We start from the raw sequence: 24,058 nt of genomic DNA, 5'->3' as shown, positions 1-24,058 counted from the left end.
TCAGCCTTCGAACCACCAACGGCTGGTGGCGCGGGCGCCGTCCATCTGCCAGCTTGCCGCGAGCTCAGGGCCGTGCTGAACGTTCTTGCGGCGGGCATAGACGAAGTTCGGGAAGAACGGGATCAATGTGCCGCCATCGTCACGGGCCAGCATGGCCATTTCGCGATACATCTCGGCACGCTTGTCATTGTCCAGTTCCGACTTGGCCTGCAGCAGCAGTTCGTTGAACCGCTCATTCTGCCAGCGGCTTTCGTTCCAGGCTGCGTCATCCTTGTAGGCAAGGCTGTACATGACGTCCGGCGTCGGACGTGCGCCCCACTGCACCACGCACCAGGGATCCTTGAGCCAGACATCCGAGTAGTAGCCATCGCTCGGCACGCGGTTGACGTTGATGTTGATCCCCGCGGCCTTGGCCTGTTCGGCGTAGAGGATGCACATGTCCACGGCGCCCGAGAACACCGAATCCGCCACCTTGATCTCGACCGACAGGCCTTCGGCACCGGCTTTGGCCAGCAAGGCTTTGGCCTCGTCCGGATCATACTCGCGCTGCGGAATATCGTCGGGCCAGTAGGGCATGGCGGGCGAATGGTGGAAATCATTGCCCATGGTTGCCGTATTGAAGGTGATCTTTTCGATGATCTCTTGCCGGTTCATCGCCAGCTTCATCGCATTGCGCACGTCCACATTGTCGAAAGGTGCCATGTCGCACATCATCGGCATGGTGATCGCAGCGGCCGAGGGGACGTTGTCGATCTCGATATTGGGATCGCGCTGCAGAAGCGACAGGGTCTTGAGCTCGAGCTGCGTGATCGCATCCACATCGCCGGTGACAAGGGCTGTCTGGCGCGCGTTCGGATCGTTGAGGACGGTGATTACCACCTCGTCGAAATACGCTCCTTCGAGGTGCCAATCATCATGGCGGACAAGGCTGTACTGCACGCCGAATTCGGTTTCGACCAGACGGTAAGGACCGCAGCCATCGCCCGACTGCCAGTTCAGGCTGCCATCGTCATTGGCGGGGCAGATGGCGAAGTGGTAGTCGGTCATCAGCCACGGCAGATCGGCATTGCCCGACTCCAGCGTCACTGTGATCGAGTGATCGCCATTGTCGACGATATCGACCACACCCGACAACAGCGCCTTGGCCGCCGATGTCGAGGACTCGCCGCGATGGTGGTTGAGAGACGCGATCACATCGTTCGCCGTCACCTTGGCGCCGCTATGGAAGGTGGCGCGATCGTTCAGCTTGAAGGTCCATTCCTTGGCGTCCGGGCTTGCCGACCATTCCGTTGCCACGTCCGGGCCAAGCGAGCCATCCGATTCGATCAAGGTCAGGTAGCTGCGGAACGTGTGAATCAGCTGGATCATCGAGAAGGTAACGTAGGTGCCCGGATCATGTGTGTCGCCGGTGTTGCCGTCATGCGACCCGAGGCGGAACGTGCCGCCCGATGAGGGTGCCGCCTTGGCCTGCGTCGTCCAAAGCCCGGTGGCGGCAGACGCGGTCAGACCCGCCGCCATCGAATAATTCATAAAGGACCGGCGCGACACCTTGCCCTCGCGGGCGGCGTCGGCAAGCCGGTCAATCAGCATCTGATCTTTGATTTTTGTCATGGTCTCTCCCTGATTTTATTCTGAGGCCACCGCCGAGGACATGCTCGCGGCGCCATTCCCAAGTGTTTGCGTCATTCGCCAAGACAGGTAGCCTAAAAACGACATGTGCCAACCAAAACACGAATTCGCACGGACATCCACCCTTTCCATGCGGCAAGCGTTTTTTCATTTATCAACAATATATTGAAAGAATGCGATGTCACGCGGCCCCAATCGCACGGCGTTGCCCTGCAAAATATTGTCTAAATACGACAAGTTCTCATCCGGAGGCGGATACGCAGGTCCCCGATCGGGGACCGGTCAGCTTTCGTCCCTGCGCGACCGCAGTCGCGCGAAATAATCCAGCCTTTTCTTCAATTCGCGCTCGAATCCGCGTTCCACCGGGCTGTAGAGGACGGGGCGTTTCATATCCTCGGGAAAATAGTTCTGCCCGGAAAATCCATCCTCGGCATCATGGTCATAGGCGTAGCCCTCGCCATAGCCTTGATCCTTCATCAGCTTGGTGGGCGCATTGAGAATGTGCCGGGGTGGCGGCGCGCTTCCCGTCGCCTTGGCCGCGCGCATGGCGGCCTTATAGGCGACGTAGCCGGCGTTGGATTTCGGCGCCAAGGCCAGATAGGTGACCGCCTGAGCCAGCGCCAGTTCGCCCTCGGGGCTGCCAAGACGTTCGTAAATTTCCCAGGCATGAAGGCAGACCGTCTGCGCCTGCGGATCGGCCAGCCCGATATCCTCGACCGCCATGCGGGTGATCCGCCGGGCAAGATAGCGCGGGTCCTCCCCCCCGGTCAGCATCCTTGCATACCAGTAAAGCGCCGCATCCGGATCGGACCCGCGCACCGATTTGTGCAGCGCCGAAATCAGGTTGTAATGTTCATCACCGGACTTGTCGTATTTCGCGGCCCGCCGCATCAGCCGCCCGGTCAGCGCGGCTGTGTCAAGCTTGCCCTCGACCCTCCAGGCGGCCACCTGTTCGATCAGATTGAGAAGCGCGCGCCCGTCGCCATCGGCCATCTCGAGCAGCGCCTCGCGGGCTGGACCATCCAGAGGCAGGGGGCGGCCAAGCTCGGCCTCGGCGCGTTGCGCCAACCGCTCCAGATCGGCCAGCGACAGCCGTTCGAGTACCAGAACCTGCGCCCGGCTGAGAAGGGCGGCGTTCAACTCGAAGCTGGGATTTTCGGTGGTGGCGCCCACCAGCAGAAGCGTCCCATCCTCCATATGGGGCAGGAAACTGTCCTGCTGGGCCTTGTTGAAGCGGTGGATCTCATCGACGAACAACAGCGTCCCCTGCCCATTCGCGCGGCGGTGGCGCGCTTGCTCGAACACCTTCTTCAGCTCGGCCACACCGCTGAAGATCGCGCTGATCTGCACGAAATGGAGATCGGTCTCGTCGGCCAGAAGCCGGGCGATCGTGGTCTTGCCGACCCCCGGCGGCCCCCAGAACACCAAAGACGACAGGCTGCCCGCCTCCAGCATCGCGCCAAGCGGCGCCTCGGGACCAAGCAGCTGCGCCTGCCCGATCACATCCGCCAGTTTGCGCGGGCGCAGCCTGTCGGCCAAAGGGCGAGGCGCAGTGTCGGGCGTTTTGCCGGGGTCTTTGTCGAACAGATCCTGCATCCGCTAGAGCCTGAACCGTAGAACGGCGCGCTGATCGCCGCGCTGCACATCAAGTGACAGCATCCCCGAGGCCCGCACTAGAAGATCGTTCGCGCTGGTGCTGTCGGTCACCTCGATCCCGTCAATCGCGCGCAGCACGTCACCCGCCTGCAAACCGGCCCGCGCCCCGACGCGGCCCGGATCATCCACCACCACGCCCGATGCGCCAAGCGGCAGGTCATGATCCGACAGGACCACGGGATTGATCGTCGAGAGCGTCATGCCGGGAATGGCGGTTTGCCGGCCTGTCACAAGCTGCGCGCGGGGCGGCATATCCGGCGGCGCGATAAGGTCCAGCGTCACCTCGCGCACGGCACCATCGTGGATATAGGTGATGGTCGACGCGGCCCCGATACCCGCGACCGACATGCGAAACAGCATCTCGGCGGGCGTATTGACGGGCAAGCCATCGACGGTTGTGATGACATCGCCGGGCTCGATGCCGGCGCGGGCGAAGGCGCTTTGCGGGTGCACCTGCGAGATGACCAGCCCGCCGGGACGCTCAAGCCCCAGACCCTCGACCATGTCGGCGGTCACCGGCTGACCGGCAAGCCCCGCCCAAGGGCGCTGAAACCTGCTGTTCCCGGCACGGGCCTGCGTCACGAATTGGGCGACAAGCGCCGATGGGATGGCGAAGCCGATGCCGTTCGACCCACCCGAGCGGCTGAGGATCGCGGTATTCACCCCGATGAGCCGGCCATTGATATCGACCAGCGCGCCGCCGGAATTGCCCGGATTGATCGGTGCATCGGTCTGGATGAAATAGCCGCGCGCATTGCCCGTGGCGGTGCCCGACCGCGCCAGCCCCGACACGATTCCGCTGCTGACGGTCTGACCCACGCCGAAAGGGTTGCCGATGGCCAGAACCAGTTCGCCGACATCGACAGTATCGCTGTCGCGAAGCTCGAGCGCAGGCATCGGCGGCGCATCTTCAAGCTGCAGAATGGCCAGATCGCTTTCTTCGTCCGACAAGAGCACACGCGCGGAATATTCGCGCCGGTCATTGAGAACCACACGGATATCCGTTGCCTCTCCGACGACATGATAATTCGAAACGACGATCCCATCCTCGCTGAGGATCACGCCGGACCCCAGTGAGTTCTGGACGCGCTGTTGCGGCACGCCAAAATCGCGAAAGAGGTTCTGAAAGAAGGGATCGCCGCTGAACGGGCTGGAGCGCACATTGACGATGCGGCGCGCATAGATATTGACCACAGCAGGTGCGGCACGCTTGACCACCGGGGTGAAGCTGAGCCCGATCTCGGCCCGGGTTTCGGGCACACGGGCGCCGTCGGCTAAAACCGGCGTGGACAGAACACACAGCATCATGAAAAGCGCGCGGATCACAGCACCCCTCCGATCAATTCCGCCTCCACCATATGCGAAGACCAGCCGCGCATTGCAACCGCCCTGCCCATTGATCGCCGAAACAGAGCAGCCCAAACGCAAAAGGCCCCCGCCGATCCGGCAGGGGCCAAAAACACCGGACCATGCCGGAGTGATCAATCTTCGTCGCCAGCAACCTCGGCGGCTTCGAGACGGGCACGATCCGCCGCACCCTTGGCATCGAGATCACGCTCGACGAATTCGATGATCGCCATCGGCGCCATGTCACCATAACGGAAACCGGCCTTGAGGACGCGGACATACCCGCCCTGACGCTCTTTGTAGCGCGGGCCGAGAACCTCGAACAGTTTGGCGACGTGCTTGTCCTGCTTGAGCTGTGCCGCGGCCTGACGGCGGGCATGCAGATCGCCGCGCTTGCCAAGAGTGACCAGCTTTTCGACGATGCGGCGAAGTTCCTTCGCCTTGGGCAGGGTTGTCTTGATTTGCTCATGTTCGATGAGCGAGCCGGCCATGTTGGCCCACAGAGCCTTGCGGTGTTCGTGGGTCCGGTTCAGGCGGCGGTAGCCTCGTGCGTGACGCATGTTTCAATCTCCAGATCGTGTTTTGCTTTGTCTGACCGGCGATGCGTGTCACCGGCTCTCCTTGGGGCGGAATGCCCGGGGTCTTGCCGGCGGGGCGCAGACCGCCCCGACCGGGAATTTCGAACAGTGCTCAGAACTGGTCTTCGAACTTCTTGGCCAGGTCTTCGATGTTGTCCGGCGGCCAATCCTCGACATCCATGCCGAGATGCAGGCCCATGCCCGACAGCACTTCCTTGATTTCGTTCAAGGACTTGCGGCCGAAGTTGGGTGTCCGGAGCATTTCGGCTTCGGTCTTCTGGATCAGGTCGCCGATATAGACGATGTTGTCGTTCTTCAGGCAGTTCGCCGAACGCACCGACAATTCCAGCTCGTCCACTTTCTTGAGCAGGAGCGGGTTGAATTCCAGCCCCTCATCCTCGGACTCGCGGCCCGCCGCTTCGGGCTCTTCGAAGTTGACGAAGATCGACAGCTGATCCTGAAGGATACGCGCTGCATAGGCCACGGCATCGTCAGGCGTGATCGAGCCATCGGTTTCCAGCTTCAGGGTCAGTTTGTCATAGTCAAGCACCTGACCTTCGCGGGTGGGCTGGACGTCATAGCTGACTTTCTTGACTGGCGAATAAATCGCGTCGATCGGGATCAGGCCGATGGGTGCGTCTTCCGGCTTGTTCTTGTCTGCAGCGACGTAGCCTTTTCCGGTGTTGACGGTCAATTCCATGAACAGATCGGCACCGTCGTCGAGGTGGCAGATCACGTGATCCTTGTTCAGGACCTCGATTCCCGCGCTGTCGGTGATATCACCGGCCGTGACGATTGCAGGCCCTTTGGCCGAAATCGACAGGCGCTTCGGTCCTTCGACTTCCATGCGCAAGGACACGCCCTTGAGGTTCAGAACGATGTCGGTGACGTCTTCACGCACACCGGCGACCGAGCTGAATTCATGCAGAACGTTGTCGATCTGCACGCTGGTGATCGCAGCGCCTTGCAGCGACGACAACAGCACGCGGCGCAGCGCGTTGCCCAGTGTCAGGCCAAAGCCACGCTCCAGCGGTTCGGCGATTACGGTGGCTTGGCGCATCGGGTCATTGCCCGGCTTCACGTCAAGTTGTGTCGGCTTGATCAGCTCTGCCCAGTTCTTATGGATCATGCGTTCCCTCCATTCCTGTCCCTGCTTCATGTCCAAAAGGCCGGGACGCCCGAGGTTCAAAATAACGGAATGGGGCCGTGCATCGCACGCGGCCCCACCTAGAAAATCGACTTAGACGCGGCGGCGCTTGGGAGGGCGACAGCCGTTATGGGCGATCGGGGTCACATCACGGATCGAGGTGATGTTGAAACCGACGGCGGCCAGAGCACGAAGCGCCGACTCGCGGCCCGAGCCGGGGCCCTGAACCTCGACCTCGAGGGTCTTCATGCCATGTTCCTGCGCCTTGCGGCCCGCATCTTCGGCGGCCATCTGAGCGGCATAGGGCGTCGACTTGCGCGAGCCCTTGAAGCCCATGGTGCCGGCCGAGGACCATGCAATCGCATTGCCCTGCACATCCGAGATGAGGATCTTGGTGTTGTTGAAAGAAGAGTTCACATGAGCAACGCCGGTGGCGATGTTCTTGGAAACCTTTTTCTTGGTACGACGGGTATCACGTGCCATTGGTTCTGCCCTCCCTTACTTCTTCTTGCCGGCAATAGCTTTTGCCGGGCCCTTGCGGGTGCGGGCATTGGTATGCGTCCGCTGACCGCGAACCGGCAGGTTGCGGCGGTGACGCAGACCGCGATAGCAGCCGAGATCCATCAGACGCTTGATGTTCATCTGGACTTCACGACGCAGGTCGCCTTCGACGGTGAAGTTTTCGTCGAGATGCTCGCGCACGGCCAGAAGCTCGGCGTCCGACAGCTCGTTGACGCGGCGCGACTGGTCGATACCAACGGCTTCGCAGATGGCCTTGGCCGATGCATGGCCAATTCCGGTGATGTAGGTGAGGGCGATCGGGACCCGTTTACTGGTCGGGATGTTTACGCCGGCGATACGTGCCACGTGTCATGTCCTTTCGTTGCGGTTCCGTAGCTCCAGAACCTTTTTTCACAACGTCAGCCCGGGCATGTTGCCAGCCGGGCCGCAGCTGATTTCAGGTGATCGATCCTTTACGGACCATTACCGCGCCAGAATCAAATCCGCGCGGGATGTTGCTGGTTAGGAGTAAATGCCGGGAGCGTCAACCCCCCGCCATTCATTTGTCGAGCACAGCGGCGATAGAGGCCTTTACCTCGTCGATCTCGCCCAATCCGTTGACGGATTCCAGTTGGCCATTGGCATAGTAATAGCCGATCAGCGGCGAGGTTTTCTTGTAGTATTCCATCAAGCGCTGCTTGAGGCTGTCCTCGTTGTCGTCGGCGCGGCGCTTGAACTCCGTGCCACCGCATTTGGGGCATATGCCATCCGCGGGGATCGGCTTGGTGATGTCGTTATAGACTTCGCCGCAGCCCGCGCATGTCGAGCGGGCGGTGATGCGCTGCACGAGTGCGGTGTCATCCACCTGCATCTCGATCACGGCATCCAGTGTCTCGCCCTGCTCCTTCAGAAGCCCGGCAAGAGCATCGGCCTGCGCCAGCGTGCGGGGGAAGCCGTCGAAGATGAATCCACCCTTCTTGTCGCCCTGCAGTTTCTCGCGGATCAGGCCAATCACGATCTCATCGGTCACGAGATCGCCACGGGCCATGACGTCGGCCACTTTGCGACCCATCTCAGTGCCGCTGTCCTTGGCCTCGCGGAGCATGTCGCCAGTGGAGAGCTGGATCATGTCCCGCTCTTCGACGAGATGATGTGCCTGGGTGCCCTTGCCTGCGCCCGGCGGTCCGAGAAGAATGATGTTCATTTGCGTGTCGTCCCTTTCCTGCGGGCGCGCTTTTTGCCTTTGCCCTTGCCGCCCAGCTGAGATTTTTCGATCAGGCCCTCATACTGATGCGCAAGCAAATGGCTTTGCACCTGCTGGATCGTATCCATGGTGACGGACACCACAATGAGAACCGAAGTGCCGCCAAAGTAGAAGGGAATGGCGAACTGCCCGCGCAGAATCTCGGGCAGAAGACAAACCGCCGCAAGATAGCCCGACCCAAGCACCAGAATGCGCGAGACCACGTATTCGAGATACTCGGCCGTCTTCTTGCCGGGACGCACACCCGGAACGAACCCGTTCTGGTTCTTCAGGTTATCGGCGACATCATCGGGTTTGAACGACACGTTGTACGTGTAGAAATAGGTGAAGAATACGATCATCACCGTGAAGAACAGCAGATATGCCGGCTGACCGGGACCGAAATAGGCCATGATGGTCGACATGATCGGACTGGTCTCATTGCCCGAAAAGGTGCTGATCGTCGCCGGCAGCAGCAAAAGGGACGAAGCGAAGATCGCGGGGATCACACCGGCAGGGTTCACCTTGACGGGCAAATGGCTGGAGCCGCCGTCATAGACCTTCATGCCGACCTGTCGGCGCGGATACTGGATGTGGATCTTGCGCAGGCTGCGCTCCATGAACACCACGAAGGCGATCACGGCGATGACCATGATGATCACACCGATGATGACCGCCGGGCTGATGGCGCCCGACCGGCCTTGGCTGAAGAACTGCGCCAAGGCTGCCGGCACTTCGGCAATGATGCCCACGAAGATGATGAGCGAGATCCCGTTGCCCACACCGCGTGCGGTGATCTGCTCGCCCAGCCACATGAGGAACATCGTCCCCCCGACCAGCGTGATCATGCAGCTTGCGATGAAGAAAAGGCCCGGATCGGTGACAAGACCGCCCGATTGCAGACTGACGGCAAGCCCATAGGATTGCAGCGTCGCCAGGAACACCGTGCCATAGCGCGTGTACTGGTTGATTTTCTTGCGGCCCTGTTCGCCCTCTTTCTTCAGCTGCTCGAGAGCCGGCACCATGGCCGCCAGAAGCTGCACGATAATCGAGGCGGAAATATAGGGCATGATCCCGAGGGCAAAGATGCCCATGCGGCCAAGCGCACCGCCGGTGAACATCGACAACATGCCGCCAATGCTGGCGGCAGCGCCCTCCATGAAGTTCCGCAACTCGGCACCGTCGATGCCCGGAACTGGAATATACGTCCCAAGGCGATAGACAATCAGAAGCCCGAGCGTAAAGACGATCCGTTTGCGGAGATCGGTGGCCTTGCCGAAAGCGGACCAACTGGTGTTGGCGGCCATTTGTTCTGCTGCAGATACCATGCGCGGTCTCTTTCAAGTGACAACGCCGCCCGAAGCAGTTTTCCGGCCCAGGCGGCGTTTTCGGAAAAACTTAAGGGTATGTAAGCGGCGACGTCACCGCTCACAACCTCTTATTCTGCTGCCTGCGCGGTTGTGACCGTCAGAGAGCCGCCCGCTTTTTCCACGGCGTCGATCGCCGATTTGGAGGCTCCGGTGACTTCGAGCGTCAGTTTCGTGGTAAGCTCGCCCTTCGACAGAATACGCACACCATCGAGTTTGCGGCGCACGAGGCCCGACTCGACCAGCACATCCTCGGTGATCGGGTTCTTGTCGTCGATCTTCTTGGCCTCGATGAATTTCTGGATCAGGCCCAGGTTGACGACCGCGTATTTCTTGCGGTTCGGCTTGGTGAAGCCGCGCTTGGGAAGGCGCTGGTAGATGGGCATCTGCCCGCCTTCAAACCCTTTGATCGCCACACCCGAACGGGATTTCTGACCCTTGATACCGCGGCCAGCGGTCTTGCCCTTGCCCGAGCCGGGTCCGCGGCCAACGCGTTTCTTGGTTTTCGTCGCGCCCGGATTGTCGCGCAGTTCGTGAAGTTTCATGTCGCTTCTCCTGAAGCCGGATGTGACCCCCGAAGCGTGATGGGGCCAACCACGGCATGTCGTGATATGTTGAGTCGTGCCCCGATGACAGGCCACCGGCGGGCGTATAGACGGGTTGCGTCAGGCTTGCAAGGCCCACGCCGCATGGCGCGGACCATATCGAGATTGATTTCGCGGCGCACTCGGGGTCTTCTGGACGTTATGACACACCCTTCTAACCTCCTGCCCCGGATCGCGTCTTGCGCCATGGGCGCGCTGGCCCTGACACTGGCCCTAACGTCGCCTGCGGGCGCCGTCACGGGATGTGCGCGCGACGCCATGCTCGTGCTGGACGGGTCGGCCTCGATGTCTGAGATCGGCTTCGATCCGACCGCCCCCACCCGGATCGACGAGGCCCGCGCGGCACTGGCCCAGGCCATGCCACGGATCGCCGTGGTGCGCCGTGTGGGTCTTTTGACCTATGGGCCGGGCGGGACCGACGCGTGTTCCGGCATCGATCTGCGCTTTGGACCGATCGATGATGCGGCAGGCCCGATCATCGCGGCGGTCGACGCCTTGCGCCCGGGCGGGTTGACCCCTTTGGCCGCGTCGGTTCAGGCGGCGGCCGAGGCGCTGAATTACCGGACCACACCGGGTATCGTGGTGTTGGTCACCGACGGCAACGAGACCTGCGGGGGCCGCCCATGCGCGCTTGGCACTGCGCTGGCAGACCAAGCCGAAGGGCTTACGGTGCACGTGATCGGCTTTCGCGTGCAATACGATCCCTTCGCCTGGGACAATCCCGAGGCCCAAACCTATGACGGTGGCGCAGTCGTGGCCAAGTGTCTGTCGGACCGCACCGGGGGTCTCTATGTCGATACGCAGACCGTGGAGGAACTGACCGAAGCGCTGGAGGCGGTGTTGGGATGTACGGTCGTGGGCCGAGCACCGGAAAACCGCAAGCGCGAAGGTTGATCGCGGGCGCCCAAGCGGTTTCGAAACCGCTTGCTCAAGGCTCTTCAAAGAGCCTTTCCGGCGCAAACGACAAGCGCCCCGGTCAATATCGACCGGGGCGCTTTCAGTCCTGATGAAACCGAGGCGCGATGCCGCGATACTTCAGCCTTTTTCTTCGATGATCTTCACGAGATGCGGGATCTTGTTGACCATGCCGCGCACGGCAGGCGTGTCTTCAAGCTCGCGAGTTCTGTGCATTTTATTGAGGCCCAGGCCGATCAGCGTCTGGCGCTGCTTTTCCGGGCGACGGATCGGCGAGCCGATCTGTTTGACTACGATGGTCTTTGCCATGTGCTTGTCTCCTTACGCTTCCGCGGCTTCCTTGACGGGCGCCTCGTCCTTCTTGAGGATGTCGACGACCTTCTTGCCACGACGCTGTGCCACCATGCGGGGGCTGGCCTGGAACTGAAGCGCGTTCAGCGTGGCGCGGATCATGTTGTAGGGGTTTTGCGACCCGATGGACTTTGCCACCACGTCCTGAACACCCAACATCTCGAATACGGCGCGCATCGGACCACCGGCGATGATACCGGTACCTTGCGGAGCCGTGCGCATCACGACCTTTCCGGCACCGTGGCGGCCATGGCCATCATGATGCAGGGTGCGGCCTTCGCGCAGGGGCACACGGATCATCTGGCGCTTGGCCTGCTCGGTTGCCTTGCGGATCGCCTCGGGCACCTCTTTGGCCTTGCCCTTGCCGAAGCCGACACGGCCCTTTTGATCGCCCACGACCACCAGCGCCGCAAAACCGAAGCGCTTACCGCCCTTGACGGTTTTCGACACGCGGTTGATCGCGACGAGACGATCGGCGAATTCCGGAGTTTCGTCGCGGTCGCGACGGTCACGGCGATTGTCATCTCTTGCCATGTGGCATCCTTTCCATGCGGCACCCTGCGGCACCTTCAGTCTGTTCCGATCTCTGGTGTGCCGGCACGATGGCCGACACCCGGATCATCGAGAGGGCCGGGGGACCGGCCCTCTGCACTTTAGATCTTCAACCCTGCCTCGCGCGCGGCATCCGCCACGGCTTTGACACGGCCATGAAACAAAAACCCGCCACGATCAAACTGGGCTTCGGTAATCCCGGCCTTCTTGGCACGCTCGGCGATGGTGGCGCCAATCTTGGCGGCCGCCTCGAGCGTGTTTTTGCCCAGGAAACCGAGGTCCTTTTCCAGCGTCGATGCCGCGGCCAGCGTTACGCCGTTCACGTCGTCGATCAGCTGAACGCTGAGGTTCTTGTTGGAGCGGTAAACGCTGAGGCGCACGCGCCCTGCATTGACCTTGCGAAGTTTGTTCCGAACGCGCAGGCGGCGTTTCTGGAACAGTTGTCTCTTGCTGTTTGCCATCTGTCGCGTCCTTACTTCTTCTTGCCTTCCTTCTGGAAGATGTACTCGCCCTTGTAGCGGATGCCTTTGCCCTTGTAGGGCTCGGGCCGACGCCAGTCACGGATATTGGCCGCAACCTGTCCGACGAGCTGCTTGTCATGGCCCTCGACCACCAGTTCGGTGGGCTTGGTCGCCGTGACAGTCACACCTTCCGGAACTTCGAAATCCACATCATGCGAATAGCCGAGGTTCAGTTTCAGGGTATTTCCCTGCATCTGCGCCCGGTAGCCCACGCCGTTGATTTCGAGCTCTTTCTTGAAAGTTTCCTTGGCACCATGCACCATGTTGGCGATGACGGTGCGCGTCATGCCCCATTGCTGGCGCGCCCGCTTGGACTTGCCGCGCGGTGTGACGGTGACCTGCCCATCCTCGATCGCGATGGTGACATCGTCGGTCGCGGTGAAGGACTTGCTGTCCTTCGGGCCTTTGATTTCCAGTGTCTGACCCGAAATGGAGGCGGTGACGCCATCGGGCAGAGCCACGGGTTGTTTTCCGATACGAGACATGTCCGACCTCCTTAGAATACGGTGCAGAGCACCTCGCCACCAACATTGGCGGCGCGCGCGGCGGCATCCGACATCACACCCTGAGGGGTGGAGACAATCGACACGCCAAGGCCCTGACGGACCGACGGAATGTCCTTGACGCCCATATAGACGCGACGACCGGGTTTGGAGACCCGCTTCATTTCGCGAATAGCGGGGGCGCCTTCGAAGTATTTCAGGCTGATTTCCAGGGCCGGATGACCGTTGGCACCGGTCGTCTTTTCGTAGCCGCGGATGTAACCTTCGTCAGCCAGCACATCCAGAACCCAGCACCGCAGCTTCGAGGCCGGGCAAGAGACTGTGGACTTGCCGCGCATTCCTGCGTTGCGGATGCGGGTAAGCATATCGCCGATAGGATCGTTCATTTTCCGTCCTCCTTACCAGCTCGATTTCACCATGCCGGGGGCTTGGCCATTCGAACCAAGCTCGCGCAGGGCGATCCGCGACACTTTGAGTTTGCGATAATAAGCATGCGGGCGACCGGTCAGCTGGCAACGGTTATGCAACCGTGTCGCCGAGCTGTTGCGGGGCAGTTCCGCCAGCTTCAGGGAAGCGCGAAAACGCTCTTCCATCGGCTTGCTTTCGTCACTGATGATCTCTTTGAGAGCAGCACGCTTGGTGGCATATTTCTGCACCAGACGCTGACGCTTCTTCTCGCGCTCGATCATTGCTTTTTTAGCCATATCTCTTTTCTCCCGCGATCAGCTGTTGAAGGGCATGTTGAAAGCTTTCAACAGCGCCTTTGCTTCAGCGTCGGTGGCCGCCGTGGTGCCAATGATGATGTCCAGGCCCCAAACCTCGTCGACCTTGTCATACTCGATCTCGGGGAACACGATGTGTTCCTTGATGCCCATGGCATAGTTGCCGCGACCATCGAAGGACTTGCCCGAAATACCGCGGAAGTCGCGGATGCGAGGCATGGCGATCGTGACCAGACGATCTAGGAAATCGTACATGCGGTCGCCGCGCAGCGTTACCTTGGCCCCCATCGGCATGCCTTCGCGAACGCGGAAGCCGGCGATGGAGTTCTTTGCCTTGGTGATCACGGCACGCTGGCCTGCGATCATGGTCAGATCTTCCTGAGCCGACTTGGCTTTCTTGGAATCACGGACCGCCTCGGCACCGCAGCCGATGTTCAGGACGATCTTGTCCAGACGCGGGAGCTGCATGTCATTGGTGTAACCGAACTCTTCTTTCAGAGTGGGTCGGATGACGTCGCGATACTGCTGACGCAGGCGCGGGGTGTATTTTGCGCTATCAAGCATCGATCACGTCCCCCGTGGTCTTGGCGAAACGGACTTTCTTGTCGCCTTCGGTCTTGAAGCCAACACGGGTCGGTTTGCCGTTCTTGTCGAGGAAGGCCAGATTGCTCAGGTCGATGGGCAGCGCAGTCGGAATGCGGCCCCCCTGGCTGGTCTGGCTTTGCTTGGTGTGGCGGATCGCGACGTTGACGCCGTCAACCACGGCCTTGCCGGCCTTGGGGTTCACGGACAGGATCGTGCCTTCCTTGCCTTTGTCTTTACCGGCAAGAACGATCACCTTGTCGCCCTTCTTGAGTTTCGCAGCCATCTTACAGCACCTCCGGGGCGAGCGAGATGATTTTCATGAACTTCTTGGCGCGCAGCTCGCGCACGACCGGCCCGAAGATACGGGTACCGACAGGTTCATTGTTGTTGTTGAGGATAACGGCCGCGTTGCGGTCAAAGCGGATGGCGGTGCCATCTTCGCGGCGGACTTCCTTGGCAGTGCGCACGACGACGGCCTTGCGGACATCACCCTTCTTCACGCGACCGCGCGGGATGGCTTCCTTGACGGAGACGACAATGATGTCGCCCACCGACGCATATCTGCGCTTGGAACCACCCAGAACCTTGATGCACTGAACCCGGCGAGCACCGGAGTTGTCAGCAACATCCAGATTGGTCTGCATCTGGATCATATGGTTTCTCCCGACCTTTGGGGTAACGACCCCAGGGTTTCGATCAAACTGTCAGGTTACCGCTTAGTTGGCGATAACCTCCCAGCGTTTCGTTTTCGACTTCGGCGCACATTCAATGATCCGGACAGAATCGCCGACCTTGAATGCGTTCTTTTCATCGTGAGCCCGGTATTTCTTGGACTTGCGGATGGTTTTCTTCAGAACGGGATGCGTGAAGCGGCGCTCGACCGAGACGGTGACAGTCTGTTCGTTGGCGTCGCTGGTCACGGTGCCTTGAAGGATACGTTTGGGCATAACTCAAGGCCTCCCTTATTCTGCGTTGGCCGCATTTGCGGCCTTTTCGTTCAGGATGGTCAGCACACGAGCCGCATTGCGGCGGGCGATTTTCATCCTGGACGGATTCTCAAGTTGCCCGGTGGCGGCCTGAAAGCGCAGGTTGAACTGCTCTTTCTTCAGCTCGTTCAACTGCTCGCGCAGCTGATCGGGGGTCTTGTCTCTCAATTCGCTGGCGTTCATGTCGCCGGGTCCTTCCTCAATACACCAGTAAGCCCCTGACGGTTGGTTCAGGGTAACCCGAGACCTGGTGGATAAATTGCAAATACACGAATCCCCGTCCAGCGGGGCGTCATGGATTGCGGCTCTATACGGGACGCGGGATATCAGGGCAAGGGGGAGTCTTGTTTTTCTTGCCCAGTATCACCTTTTGCCCCATGCAAGGGCGGCACCCTAGACCAAAAAACCCCCACCACATTCGCGGCGGGGGCTTTGTTTTCTGCAGGACCTGTCGGACGGGGTAACCCCCTGCCCTTACCAGTCCTCGCGGACCACAATCCGGGTCTTGATCGGCAGCTTCATCGCGGCCAGACGCAGGGCCTCTTTCGCGATGGTCTCGCTGACGCCGTCGATCTCGAACATGATCCGGCCCGGTTTGACGCGGCAGGCCCAGAAATCGACCGAACCCTTACCTTTACCCATCCGAACTTCGGTCGGCTTAGAGGTGACGGGCGTATCGGGGAAGATACGGATCCAGACGCGGCCCTGACGCTTCATGTGACGCGTCATGGCACGACGTGCTGCCTCGATCTGGCGCGCGGTGACGCGCTCCGGCTGGGCCGCTTTCAGACCGAAGGTGCCGAAGTTGAGATCCGACCCGCCCTTGGCGACGCCGTGGATCCGGCCCTTGTGCTGCTTGCGGAATTTAGTGCGCTTTGGTTGAAGCATCTGTCATTCCTCCTCAGCGACGGCCGCCGGCGCCACGAGGCGCGGGACCATCCTGGAGTTCCTGGGCTTTGCGGTCACGTGCACTGGGATCGTGCTCCATGATCTCACCCTTGAAGATCCATACCTTGACGCCGATGATGCCATAGGGCGTCACGGCCTCCTTGTGGGCATAGTCGATATCGGCCCGCAGGGTATGCAGTGGCACGCGGCCCTCGCGATACCATTCCGTGCGGGCGATTTCCGCGCCGCCGAGACGACCCGCGACGTTCACCCGGATACCAAGGGCGCCCATGCGCATCGCATTCTGAACCGAACGCTTCATCGCGCGACGGAACGACACGCGGCGCTCGAGCTGCTGCGCGATCGACTCGGCGACCAGTGCAGCATCCAGCTCGGGCTTGCGGACCTCGACGATATTGAGGTGCAGCTCGCTATCGGTCATCCGGGCAAGCTTCTTGCGGAGACCTTCGATATCCGCGCCTTTCTTGCCGATGATGACACCGGGACGCGCGGTGTGGATCGTGACGCGGCACTTCTTGTGCGGACGTTCGATGATCACACGGCTGATACCGGCCTGCTTGCACTCTTTCTCGATGAAGTCACGGATCTTGAGGTCTTCCAGCAGAAGATTCCCGTAATCCTTGGTGTCGGCATACCAGCGGCTGTCCCAGGTGCGGTTCACCTGAAGGCGCATGCCAATCGGATTGACTTTGTTACCCATTAGGCTTGCTCCTCAATTTGACGCACTTTGATCGTCAGTTCCGAGAACGGCTTGCGTAGTGCGCCGAACCGGCCACGGGCGCGGGGGCGGCCCCGCTTCATGACCAGATTCTTGCCCACATAAGCCTCGGCGACGATCAACTCGTCCACATCGAGGTTGTGGTTGTTCTCGGCATTGGCGATCGCGGACTGAAGGCATTTGCGCACATCGTCGGCGATCCGCTTTTTCGAAAAGGTCAGATCGTTGAGCGCCTTGTCTACCTTCTTGCCACGGATCAGCGCGGCCACGAGGTTGAGTTTCTGCGGGCTGGTGCGAAGCATGCGCAGTTTTGCCATCGCTTCGTTGTCTGCCACGCGGCGGGGGTTCTTTTCCTTGCCCATGACTTACTTCCGCTTCGCTTTTTTGTCGGCCGCGTGCCCGTAATAGGTACGGGTCGGCGAATATTCACCGAATTTCTGACCGATCATGTCTTCGGTTACGTTGACGGGGACATGCTTGTGCCCGTTATAGACGCCGAATGTCAGACCCACGAACTGGGGCAGGATCGTCGACCGGCGCGACCAGATCTTGATGACTTCATTACGCCCGCTTTCGCGCGTTGCCTCGGCCTTTTTCAGGACGTAAGCATCGACGAACGGGCCCTTCCATACAGAACGTGCCATGTCTTAGCGGCCCTTCTTCTTGGCGTGACGCGAGCGCAGGATAAGCTTCTGCGACGCCTTGTTGGTGTTGCGGGTGCGCGCGCCCTTGGTGGGCTTGCCCCAAGGCGTGACCGGGTGACGACCACCCGAGGTCCGGCCCTCACCACCACCATGCGGGTGATCGATCGGGTTCATCACGACACCGCGAACAGACGGCCGCTTGCCGTAGTGGCGCATACGCCCGGCCTTGCCGAAGTTCTGGTTGGAGTTGTCGGGGTTCGACACGGCACCGACAGTGGCCTTGCACTCCTGACGGACCATACGCAGCTCGCCCGAGCTCAGACGAATCTGAGCGTAGCCGCCATCACGACCGACGAACTGGGCATAGGTGCCCGCGGCGCGTGCGATCTGACCACCCTTGCCCGGCTTCAGCTCGATGTTGTGAACGATCGTGCCGATCGGCATGCCCGAGAACGGCATGCAGTTACCCGGCTTGATGTCGACCTTGGCGCCCGCCACGATCTTGTCCCCCACAGCAAGACGCTGCGGCGCAAGAACGTAAGACTGCTCGCCATCTTCATACTTGACCAGCGCGATAAAAGCCGTCCGGTTCGGGTCATACTCGATCCGCTCGACGGTGGCCGTCATATCGAATTTGTTGCGCTTGAAATCAACGACGCGATAGAGGCGTTTCGCCCCACCCCCGCGACGACGCGAGGTAATCCGTCCGGTGTTGTTACGGCCGCCCGACTTGGTCAGACCCTCGGTGAGGGACTTGACAGGACGTCCTTTCCACAGCTCCGAACGGTCGATCAGCACCAGCCCGCGCTGGCCCGGCGTCGTCGGCTTATACGACTTGAGTGCCATGCTTTCTGTCTTCCGTTTGCTAACGGCGGCGCCCGTTGAGGCAAATCCGCCTATGGTTAAGCCCCCCGAAGGTGGCCGGTATCATAGGGCCCCGAAGGTCCCCGGTTCAAAAACCGTGGCCCCGGGAACTGCCCGGGGCCACGCGAGTCGCGGCTTCCTATCAGAGACCTGTGGTCACGTCGATAGTGTTTCCCTCGGCGAGGGTCACATAAGCTTTCTTGACATCGTTCCGGCGGCCCAGACGGCCACGGAAACGTTTCTGCTTGCCCTTGGTGATCGTGGTGTTGACCGCCTTGACCTTCACACCAAAGAGCGCCTCGACGGCTTCCTTGATCTGCGGCTTGTTGGCGTCCATGTGCACCTCGAAGACAACCGCGCCGTTTTCGGACGCCATCGTGGCCTTCTCGGTGATCACCGGCTTGCGGATCACATCGTAATGTTCGGGTTTCGCGCTCATTTCAGACGAGCCTCCAGTGCTTCGACACCCGCCTTCGTGATCACCAGGGTGTCACGCTTGAGGATATCATAGACATTTGCACCCATCGACGGCAGCACATCGACACCTTCGATATTGGCCGCTGCGCGCGCGAAATCCGCGTTCACTTCGGCGCCGTCGATGATCAGCACACGCTTCCAGCCCAGATCCTTGATCTGCTTGGCCAGAGCGCCGGTCTTGCCATCCGATGTCGCTGCATCCAGAACGACCAGCTCGCCGGCTTTCGCCTTGGCGCTCAGGGCGTGCTTGAGACCCAGCATGCGGACCTTCTTGGGCAGATCATGCGCGTGGCTGCGCGGTGTCGGCCCTTTGTAGATGCCGCCCTTGCGGAAGATCGGGGCGTTCCGGTCACCGTGACGTGCGCCGCCGGTGCCCTTCTGGCGATAGATCTTCTTGGTGGAATAGCTGGTTTCCGACCGGGTCTTGACCTTGTGTGTCCCCTGCTGCGCCTTGTTGCGCTGCCAGCGGACCACGCGGTGCAGGATATCGGCGCGCGGATCCAGGCCGAAGATGTCTTCGCCCAGATCGACCGAGCCGGCCTTGCCACCGTCCAGTTTGATCACGTCGAGTTTCATTCTTCGCCTTCCTTCTTATCGGCCTCGGCCTCGGCTTCAGCGGCGGCTTCTTCAGCTGCCTGTTCGGCGGCTGCCGCTTCAGCTGCGGCGGCTTCCTCGGCGGCGGCCTGTGCGGCGGCTTCCTCGGCGGCCTTCGCGGCCTCGTCAGCGGCCGATTTCAGCGCGGCGGGCAGGATCGCGTTTTCAGGGAACGGCTTCTTGACCGCATCCTTGATCGTCACCCAACCACCTTTCGAGCCCGGAACAGCGCCCTTGACCATGATCAGGCCACGGTCTGCGTCGGTCTTGACGACCTGAAGGTTCTGGGTCGTGACACGGACGGCACCCATATGGCCGGCCATCTTCTTGCCCTTGAACACCTTGCCGGGGTCCTGACACTGGCCGGTCGAGCCGTGCGAACGGTGGCTGATCGACACACCATGGGTCATTTCCAGACCCTTGAAGTTGTGCCGCTTCATGGCCCCCGCGAAGCCCTTACCGATCGAAGTGCCGCAGACATCCACATACTGACCCGCGAAATAATGATCCGCGGTGATTTCTTCACCGACATTGATCATGTTCTCAGGAGCAACGCGGAATTCCGCGATTTTCCGCTTGGGTTCAACCTTGGCGGACGCGAAATGGCCGCGCATAGGCTGCGACACCCGCTTGGCCTTGATCGAGCCGGCACCCAGTTGGACAGCCGTGTAGCCATCCTTCTCGGGCGTGCGTTGAGCAACGACCTGAAGCTTGTCGAGTTGAAGAACGGTCACCGGAACCTGCCGGCCGTCTTCCATGAAAAGCCGGGTCATGCCGACTTTCTTTGCGATGACACCAGAGCGCAACATCACCTTGCCCTCCTTAAACCGAAATCTGAACGTCGACGCCGGCGGCCAGGTCGAGCTTCATCAGCGCGTCCACGGTCTGCGGTGTCGGATCCACGATGTCGAGCAGACGCTTGTGCGTCCGGATCTCGAACTGATCGCGGGACTTCTTGTTCACATGCGGTCCGCGAAGAACGGTGAACTTTTCGATCTTGTTCGGCAGCGGGATCGGCCCGCGCACCTCTGCACCCGTACGCTTGGCAGTATTCACGATTTCCTGCGTGCTGGCGTCCAGAACACGGTAATCGAATGCCTTGAGCCGAATGCGAATATTTTGACTTTGCATCAGTCTGGCCTTTCACGGCGTTGGAGTTGATAGGAGGAAGGCCGGATCATCCGGCCCCCCTCTTCGAACCCTTGCCCCGGACCGAAGCCCGGGGCCTTCAGGATCACTCGAGGATTTTGGACACGACGCCGGCGCCGACGGTACGGCCACCTTCGCGGATCGCGAAGCGCAGGCCGTCTTCCATGGCGATCGGTGCGATCAGCTCGACGGTGAACTTCAGGTTGTCGCCCGGCATCACCATTTCGGTGCCCGCAGGAAGCTCGACCGTGCCGGTCACGTCCGTCGTGCGGAAGTAGAACTGCGGACGGTAGTTGGCGAAGAACGGCGTGTGACGGCCACCCTCTTCCTTGGTCAGGATATACGCCTCGGCCTCGAACTTCGTGTGCGGCTTCACCGAACCCGGCTTGCACAGAACCTGACCACGCTCGACCGCCTCACGGTCGATACCGCGCAGCAGCGCGCCGATGTTGTCGCCAGCCTCACCGCGATCCAGCAGCTTGCGGAACATCTCGACGCCCGTGCAGGTCGTCTTCTGCGTCGCCTTGATGCCGACGATCTCAAGCTCGTCGCCCACATTCACAACGCCACGCTCGACACGGCCGGTCACAACCGTACCACGGCCCGAGATCGAGAACACGTCTTCGATCGGCATCAGGAACGGCTTGTCCACGGCGCGCTCCGGCGTCGGGATATACTCGTCCACAGCCGCCAGCAGCGCGCGGATCGAGTTCTCGCCGATCTCGGGATCGCGGCCTTCCATCGCCGCCAGCGCCGAGCCCTTGATCACGGGGATGTCGTCGCCCGGATAGTCATACGAGGTCAGAAGCTCGCGGATTTCCATTTCCACCAGTTCCAGCAGTTCCTCGTCATCGACCTGGTCGACCTTGTTCATGTAGACGACCATGTACGGAATGCCGACCTGACGACCCAGCAGGATGTGCTCGCGCGTCTGCGGCATCGGGCCGTCGGCCGCGTTCACCACCAGGATCGCGCCGTCCATCTGCGCCGCGCCGGTGATCATGTTCTTCACATAGTCCGCGTGGCCGGGGCAGTCGACATGCGCATAGTGGCGCGTGTCGGTCTCGTATTCCACATGCGCGGTCGAGATCGTGATCCCGCGGGCCTTCTCCTCGGGCGCGCCGTCAATCTGGTCATATGCCCGAAAATCGCCGAAATACTTCGTGATCGCCGCCGTCAGTGTCGTCTTGCCGTGGTCAACGTGACCAATCGTGCCGATGTTCACATGCGGTTTCGTGCGGTCAAACTTTTCCTTTGCCATGATGGCCTCCTGGTGTTGTGGCGGTGCGTGCTGGCACGCACCCTACGGGTGGGTAGGGTGCGGGGGCGTCCCCGCACCGCTTCTTATGCGTATTTCGACTGGATCTCTTCGCTGATGTTCTGCGGGACCGGTTCGTAATGCGAGAACAGCATCGTGAACTGGGCCCGGCCCGACGACATCGAGCGCAGCGTGTTGATATAGCCGAACATGTTGGCCAGCGGCACATTGGCGTCGATCACGATCGCGTTGCCGCGGGTCTGCTGACCCGAGACCTGACCGCGACGAGACGTCAGATCGCCGATGATGCTGCCGGTGTATTCCTCGGGCGTCACCACCTCGACCTTCATGATCGGCTCGAGCAGCTTCGCGCCGGCCTTCTTGAGACCTTCGCGCATGCACATCCGGGCCGCGATTTCAAAGGCCATGACCGAGGAGTCCACATCGTGGAACTTACCGTCGATAAGGGCGACCTTGAAGTCGATCACCGGGAAGCCGGCCAGAGGCCCGCTATCCATGACGCTGTCGATACCCTTCTCGACGCCGGGGACGTATTCCTTGGGAACCGACCCACCGACAATGCGCGACTCGAAGCTGTAGCCTTCGCCCGGCTCTGTCGGCGAGATAACCATCTTCACCTCGGCGAACTGACCCGAACCACCCGACTGTTTCTTGTGGGTGTAGGTATGCTCGATCTCGTGACCGATGGTCTCGCGGTAAGCAACCTGCGGTGCGCCGATATTGGCTTCGACCTTGAATTCCCGCTTGAGACGGTCAACCAGGATGTCGAGGTGAAGTTCGCCCATCCCCTTCATGATCGTCTGACCCGATTCCAGATCGGTTTCGACGCGGAAGGACGGATCCTCGGCGGCAAGCCGCTGGAGACCCTGGCTCATTTTCTCCTGGTCGTTCTTGGTCTTCGGCTCGATCGCGATCTCGATGACGGGATCGGGGAAGGTCATGGTTTCCAGAACGACCGGTTTCTGCGGATCACACAGCGTGTCACCCGTGGTCGTTTCCTTCAGACCGGCCAGAGCGATGATATCGCCCGACCCCGCCCAATCGATCTCTTCGCGCGAGTTCGAGTGCATCATCATCATACGACCGATACGCTCTTTGCGGCCCTTCGTGGCGTTCAGAACGCCCGCACCCTTCTCGAGCAGGCCCGAGTAGATGCGTGTGAAGGTCAGCGTGCCCACGAACGGGTCATTCATGATCTTGAACGCCAGACCGGCAAACGGCTGATCGTCACCGGGGCGACGCTCGATGTTGCGCGTCTCGGTTTCGTCATCCGGCGAGAAGCCCATGTAGGGCGGCACGTCAAGCGGACCCGGCAGATAGTCGATCACCGCGTTCAGCAGGGGCTGCACGCCCTTGTTCTTGAAGGCCGACCCGGCCAGAACCGGAACGAAGCTCATCGACAGCGTACCCTTGCGGATCAGCGACCGCAGGGTCGCCTCGTCGGGCTCTTCGCCTTCGAGATAGGCTTCCATCGCGGCATCGTCCATTTCGACGGCGTTCTCGATCAGCTTACCGCGCCATTCTTCGGCCAGCTCTTTCATGTCGTCGCGGATGTCCTGCACAACCCAGCTTGCGCCAAGGTCTTCGCCCTTCCACACCCATTCCTTCATGGTCACCAGATCGATGATGCCTTCCAACTTGTCTTCAGCCCCGATGGGCAGTTGGATCGGCGCCGGGATGGCGCCGGTGCGGCTGGCGATCATGTCGACGCAGTTGAAGAAGTCCGCGCCGATCTTGTCCATCTTGTTGACGAACACGATCCGCGGCACCTTGTAGCGATCAGCCTGACGCCACACGGTTTCGGTCTGAGGCTCGACGCCGGCATTGGCATCCAGAACGGCAACGGCACCATCCAGAACAGCCAGCGAACGCTCGACTTCGATGGTGAAGTCCACGTGGCCGGGCGTGTCGATGATGTTGAAGCGGAATTTGGCTTCCTGCGGCGTGTCGCCATAGATGCCAGTGGGGTTTTCGCCGTCCTCGGTGCGGAACCAGAAGGTGGTCGTCGCCGCCGAGGTGATGGTGATCCCGCGTTCCTGCTCCTGCTCCATCCAGTCCATGGTGGCCGCACCATCGTGCACCTCACCAAGCTTGTGCGACTTGCCGGTGTAGAACAGGATGCGCTCGGTGCAGGTTGTCTTACCCGCATCGATATGCGCCATGATGCCGAAATTGCGGTAGCGGTCGAGCGAAAATTCGCGTGCCATGTCGTGAGC

Annotated in this window: 33 protein-coding genes; 1 reads left to right on the top strand and 32 read right to left on the bottom strand. The window is 60.9% G+C overall.

What is annotated here, in order from left to right; translation table 11 throughout:
* The 10 genes from RAZWK3B_RS16650 to rplO form a co-directional block, all read right to left on the bottom strand.
* Positions 1–1,611 (bottom strand): ABC transporter substrate-binding protein, encoded by a 1,611-nt coding sequence (locus tag RAZWK3B_RS16650; RefSeq protein WP_007817195.1) that lies wholly within the window; start codon positions 1,609–1,611, stop codon positions 1–3.
* Between the two features lie 300 nt (positions 1,612–1,911).
* On the bottom strand, positions 1,912–3,225 hold the full coding sequence (locus RAZWK3B_RS16645; protein ID WP_007817194.1) for a replication-associated recombination protein A: 1,314 nt from the start codon (positions 3,223–3,225) through the stop codon (positions 1,912–1,914).
* A 3-nt stretch (positions 3,226–3,228) separates the two neighbouring features.
* Positions 3,229–4,611 carry a trypsin-like peptidase domain-containing protein gene (locus RAZWK3B_RS16640; RefSeq protein ID WP_007817193.1) on the bottom strand — a complete coding sequence of 461 codons (1,383 nt, stop codon included), beginning with the start codon at positions 4,609–4,611 and terminating at the stop codon, positions 3,229–3,231.
* Between the two features lie 155 nt (positions 4,612–4,766).
* On the bottom strand, positions 4,767–5,192 hold the full coding sequence (rplQ, locus tag RAZWK3B_RS16635) for a 50S ribosomal protein L17 (RefSeq protein WP_007817189.1): 426 nt from the start codon (positions 5,190–5,192) through the stop codon (positions 4,767–4,769).
* Positions 5,193–5,322: 130 nt separating this feature from the next.
* Positions 5,323–6,339, bottom strand: a complete 1,017-nt coding sequence (locus tag RAZWK3B_RS16630) for a DNA-directed RNA polymerase subunit alpha (RefSeq protein WP_007817187.1) — start codon at positions 6,337–6,339, stop codon at positions 5,323–5,325.
* Positions 6,340–6,450: 111 nt separating this feature from the next.
* Complete coding sequence (gene rpsK, locus RAZWK3B_RS16625; protein ID WP_007817184.1) at positions 6,451–6,840, bottom strand: 30S ribosomal protein S11; 390 nt, start codon at positions 6,838–6,840, stop codon at positions 6,451–6,453.
* 15 nt (positions 6,841–6,855) lie between these two features.
* Positions 6,856–7,224, bottom strand: a complete 369-nt coding sequence (gene rpsM / locus RAZWK3B_RS16620) for a 30S ribosomal protein S13 (RefSeq protein WP_007817182.1) — start codon at positions 7,222–7,224, stop codon at positions 6,856–6,858.
* 193 nt (positions 7,225–7,417) lie between these two features.
* Positions 7,418–8,062 (bottom strand): adenylate kinase, encoded by a 645-nt coding sequence (locus RAZWK3B_RS16615; RefSeq protein WP_007817180.1) that lies wholly within the window; start codon positions 8,060–8,062, stop codon positions 7,418–7,420.
* On the bottom strand, positions 8,059–9,429 hold the full coding sequence (gene secY, locus RAZWK3B_RS16610; RefSeq protein WP_037296132.1) for a preprotein translocase subunit SecY: 1,371 nt from the start codon (positions 9,427–9,429) through the stop codon (positions 8,059–8,061). The genes RAZWK3B_RS16615 and secY overlap by 4 nt, the downstream gene beginning before the upstream one ends.
* Before the next feature lie 110 nt (positions 9,430–9,539).
* A complete protein-coding gene (rplO, locus tag RAZWK3B_RS16605) occupies positions 9,540–10,013 on the bottom strand; it encodes a 50S ribosomal protein L15 (RefSeq protein ID WP_007817176.1) in 474 nt (157 codons plus the stop codon).
* Positions 10,014–10,214: 201 nt separating this feature from the next.
* Here rplO and RAZWK3B_RS16600 point away from each other — a divergent pair, with 201 nt between their 5' ends.
* Positions 10,215–10,967 carry a vWA domain-containing protein gene (locus RAZWK3B_RS16600; protein WP_232279556.1) on the top strand — a complete coding sequence of 251 codons (753 nt, stop codon included), beginning with the start codon at positions 10,215–10,217 and terminating at the stop codon, positions 10,965–10,967.
* Positions 10,968–11,108: 141 nt separating this feature from the next.
* Here the strand turns inward: RAZWK3B_RS16600 and rpmD are convergent, their stop codons facing one another.
* From rpmD to fusA, 22 genes are all read right to left on the bottom strand, one after another.
* Positions 11,109–11,297, bottom strand: coding sequence for a 50S ribosomal protein L30 (gene rpmD, locus RAZWK3B_RS16595; RefSeq protein WP_007817172.1), 189 nt, complete (start codon positions 11,295–11,297; stop codon positions 11,109–11,111).
* Positions 11,298–11,309: 12 nt separating this feature from the next.
* The gene (gene rpsE / locus RAZWK3B_RS16590) at positions 11,310–11,873 is read right to left on the bottom strand and encodes a 30S ribosomal protein S5 (protein ID WP_007817170.1); all 564 of its coding nucleotides are present in this window, start codon (positions 11,871–11,873) and stop codon (positions 11,310–11,312) included.
* A gap of 119 nt (positions 11,874–11,992) precedes the next feature.
* On the bottom strand, positions 11,993–12,352 hold the full coding sequence (gene rplR / locus RAZWK3B_RS16585; RefSeq protein WP_007817167.1) for a 50S ribosomal protein L18: 360 nt from the start codon (positions 12,350–12,352) through the stop codon (positions 11,993–11,995).
* Positions 12,353–12,363: 11 nt separating this feature from the next.
* Complete coding sequence (gene rplF, locus RAZWK3B_RS16580) at positions 12,364–12,897, bottom strand: 50S ribosomal protein L6 (RefSeq protein ID WP_007817165.1); 534 nt, start codon at positions 12,895–12,897, stop codon at positions 12,364–12,366.
* Between the two features lie 11 nt (positions 12,898–12,908).
* Positions 12,909–13,301 (bottom strand): 30S ribosomal protein S8, encoded by a 393-nt coding sequence (gene rpsH, locus RAZWK3B_RS16575; RefSeq protein ID WP_007817163.1) that lies wholly within the window; start codon positions 13,299–13,301, stop codon positions 12,909–12,911.
* A 12-nt stretch (positions 13,302–13,313) separates the two neighbouring features.
* Positions 13,314–13,619 (bottom strand): 30S ribosomal protein S14, encoded by a 306-nt coding sequence (rpsN, locus tag RAZWK3B_RS16570; RefSeq protein ID WP_037296131.1) that lies wholly within the window; start codon positions 13,617–13,619, stop codon positions 13,314–13,316.
* 18 nt (positions 13,620–13,637) lie between these two features.
* Positions 13,638–14,201 carry a 50S ribosomal protein L5 gene (gene rplE, locus RAZWK3B_RS16565; protein ID WP_007817161.1) on the bottom strand — a complete coding sequence of 188 codons (564 nt, stop codon included), beginning with the start codon at positions 14,199–14,201 and terminating at the stop codon, positions 13,638–13,640.
* Positions 14,194–14,505 carry a 50S ribosomal protein L24 gene (gene rplX / locus RAZWK3B_RS16560; protein ID WP_007817160.1) on the bottom strand — a complete coding sequence of 104 codons (312 nt, stop codon included), beginning with the start codon at positions 14,503–14,505 and terminating at the stop codon, positions 14,194–14,196. The genes rplE and rplX overlap by 8 nt, the downstream gene beginning before the upstream one ends.
* A gap of 1 nt (position 14,506) precedes the next feature.
* Complete coding sequence (gene rplN, locus RAZWK3B_RS16555; protein WP_007817159.1) at positions 14,507–14,875, bottom strand: 50S ribosomal protein L14; 369 nt, start codon at positions 14,873–14,875, stop codon at positions 14,507–14,509.
* A gap of 63 nt (positions 14,876–14,938) precedes the next feature.
* Complete coding sequence (gene rpsQ / locus RAZWK3B_RS16550; protein ID WP_007817158.1) at positions 14,939–15,169, bottom strand: 30S ribosomal protein S17; 231 nt, start codon at positions 15,167–15,169, stop codon at positions 14,939–14,941.
* A gap of 15 nt (positions 15,170–15,184) precedes the next feature.
* Positions 15,185–15,391 carry a 50S ribosomal protein L29 gene (rpmC, locus tag RAZWK3B_RS16545; protein WP_007817157.1) on the bottom strand — a complete coding sequence of 69 codons (207 nt, stop codon included), beginning with the start codon at positions 15,389–15,391 and terminating at the stop codon, positions 15,185–15,187.
* A gap of 291 nt (positions 15,392–15,682) precedes the next feature.
* Positions 15,683–16,096, bottom strand: a complete 414-nt coding sequence (rplP, locus tag RAZWK3B_RS16540; RefSeq protein WP_007817156.1) for a 50S ribosomal protein L16 — start codon at positions 16,094–16,096, stop codon at positions 15,683–15,685.
* Between the two features lie 13 nt (positions 16,097–16,109).
* Positions 16,110–16,817 carry a 30S ribosomal protein S3 gene (gene rpsC, locus RAZWK3B_RS16535; RefSeq protein ID WP_007817155.1) on the bottom strand — a complete coding sequence of 236 codons (708 nt, stop codon included), beginning with the start codon at positions 16,815–16,817 and terminating at the stop codon, positions 16,110–16,112.
* Positions 16,817–17,197: a 50S ribosomal protein L22 gene (rplV, locus tag RAZWK3B_RS16530; RefSeq protein ID WP_007817153.1), complete on the bottom strand. Its 381-nt coding sequence runs from the start codon at positions 17,195–17,197 to the stop codon at positions 16,817–16,819. The genes rpsC and rplV overlap by 1 nt, the downstream gene beginning before the upstream one ends.
* A 3-nt stretch (positions 17,198–17,200) precedes the next feature.
* On the bottom strand, positions 17,201–17,479 hold the full coding sequence (gene rpsS, locus RAZWK3B_RS16525) for a 30S ribosomal protein S19 (protein WP_007817152.1): 279 nt from the start codon (positions 17,477–17,479) through the stop codon (positions 17,201–17,203).
* A gap of 3 nt (positions 17,480–17,482) precedes the next feature.
* Positions 17,483–18,325, bottom strand: a complete 843-nt coding sequence (gene rplB / locus RAZWK3B_RS16520; RefSeq protein ID WP_007817149.1) for a 50S ribosomal protein L2 — start codon at positions 18,323–18,325, stop codon at positions 17,483–17,485.
* Positions 18,326–18,485: 160 nt separating this feature from the next.
* Positions 18,486–18,782, bottom strand: coding sequence for a 50S ribosomal protein L23 (locus RAZWK3B_RS16515; protein ID WP_007817148.1), 297 nt, complete (start codon positions 18,780–18,782; stop codon positions 18,486–18,488).
* Positions 18,779–19,396 (bottom strand): 50S ribosomal protein L4, encoded by a 618-nt coding sequence (gene rplD, locus RAZWK3B_RS16510; protein WP_007817146.1) that lies wholly within the window; start codon positions 19,394–19,396, stop codon positions 18,779–18,781. The genes RAZWK3B_RS16515 and rplD overlap by 4 nt, the downstream gene beginning before the upstream one ends.
* Positions 19,393–20,223, bottom strand: a complete 831-nt coding sequence (rplC, locus tag RAZWK3B_RS16505) for a 50S ribosomal protein L3 (RefSeq protein WP_007817144.1) — start codon at positions 20,221–20,223, stop codon at positions 19,393–19,395. The genes rplD and rplC overlap by 4 nt, the downstream gene beginning before the upstream one ends.
* A gap of 13 nt (positions 20,224–20,236) precedes the next feature.
* A complete protein-coding gene (gene rpsJ, locus RAZWK3B_RS16500; RefSeq protein WP_007817142.1) occupies positions 20,237–20,545 on the bottom strand; it encodes a 30S ribosomal protein S10 in 309 nt (102 codons plus the stop codon).
* A gap of 103 nt (positions 20,546–20,648) precedes the next feature.
* Positions 20,649–21,824 (bottom strand): elongation factor Tu, encoded by a 1,176-nt coding sequence (gene tuf / locus RAZWK3B_RS16495; RefSeq protein WP_007817140.1) that lies wholly within the window; start codon positions 21,822–21,824, stop codon positions 20,649–20,651.
* Positions 21,825–21,907: 83 nt separating this feature from the next.
* The gene (gene fusA, locus RAZWK3B_RS16490; RefSeq protein WP_007817138.1) at positions 21,908–24,049 is read right to left on the bottom strand and encodes an elongation factor G; all 2,142 of its coding nucleotides are present in this window, start codon (positions 24,047–24,049) and stop codon (positions 21,908–21,910) included.
* Positions 24,050–24,058: the final 9 nt, after the last annotated feature.

The organism is Roseobacter sp. AzwK-3b, assembly GCF_000170875.1.
Classification (GTDB): domain Bacteria; phylum Pseudomonadota; class Alphaproteobacteria; order Rhodobacterales; family Rhodobacteraceae; genus Roseovarius; species Roseovarius litoreus.
The sequence above is the reverse complement of the archived record's forward strand: the minus strand, read 5'-3'. Positions and strand labels throughout refer to the sequence as shown.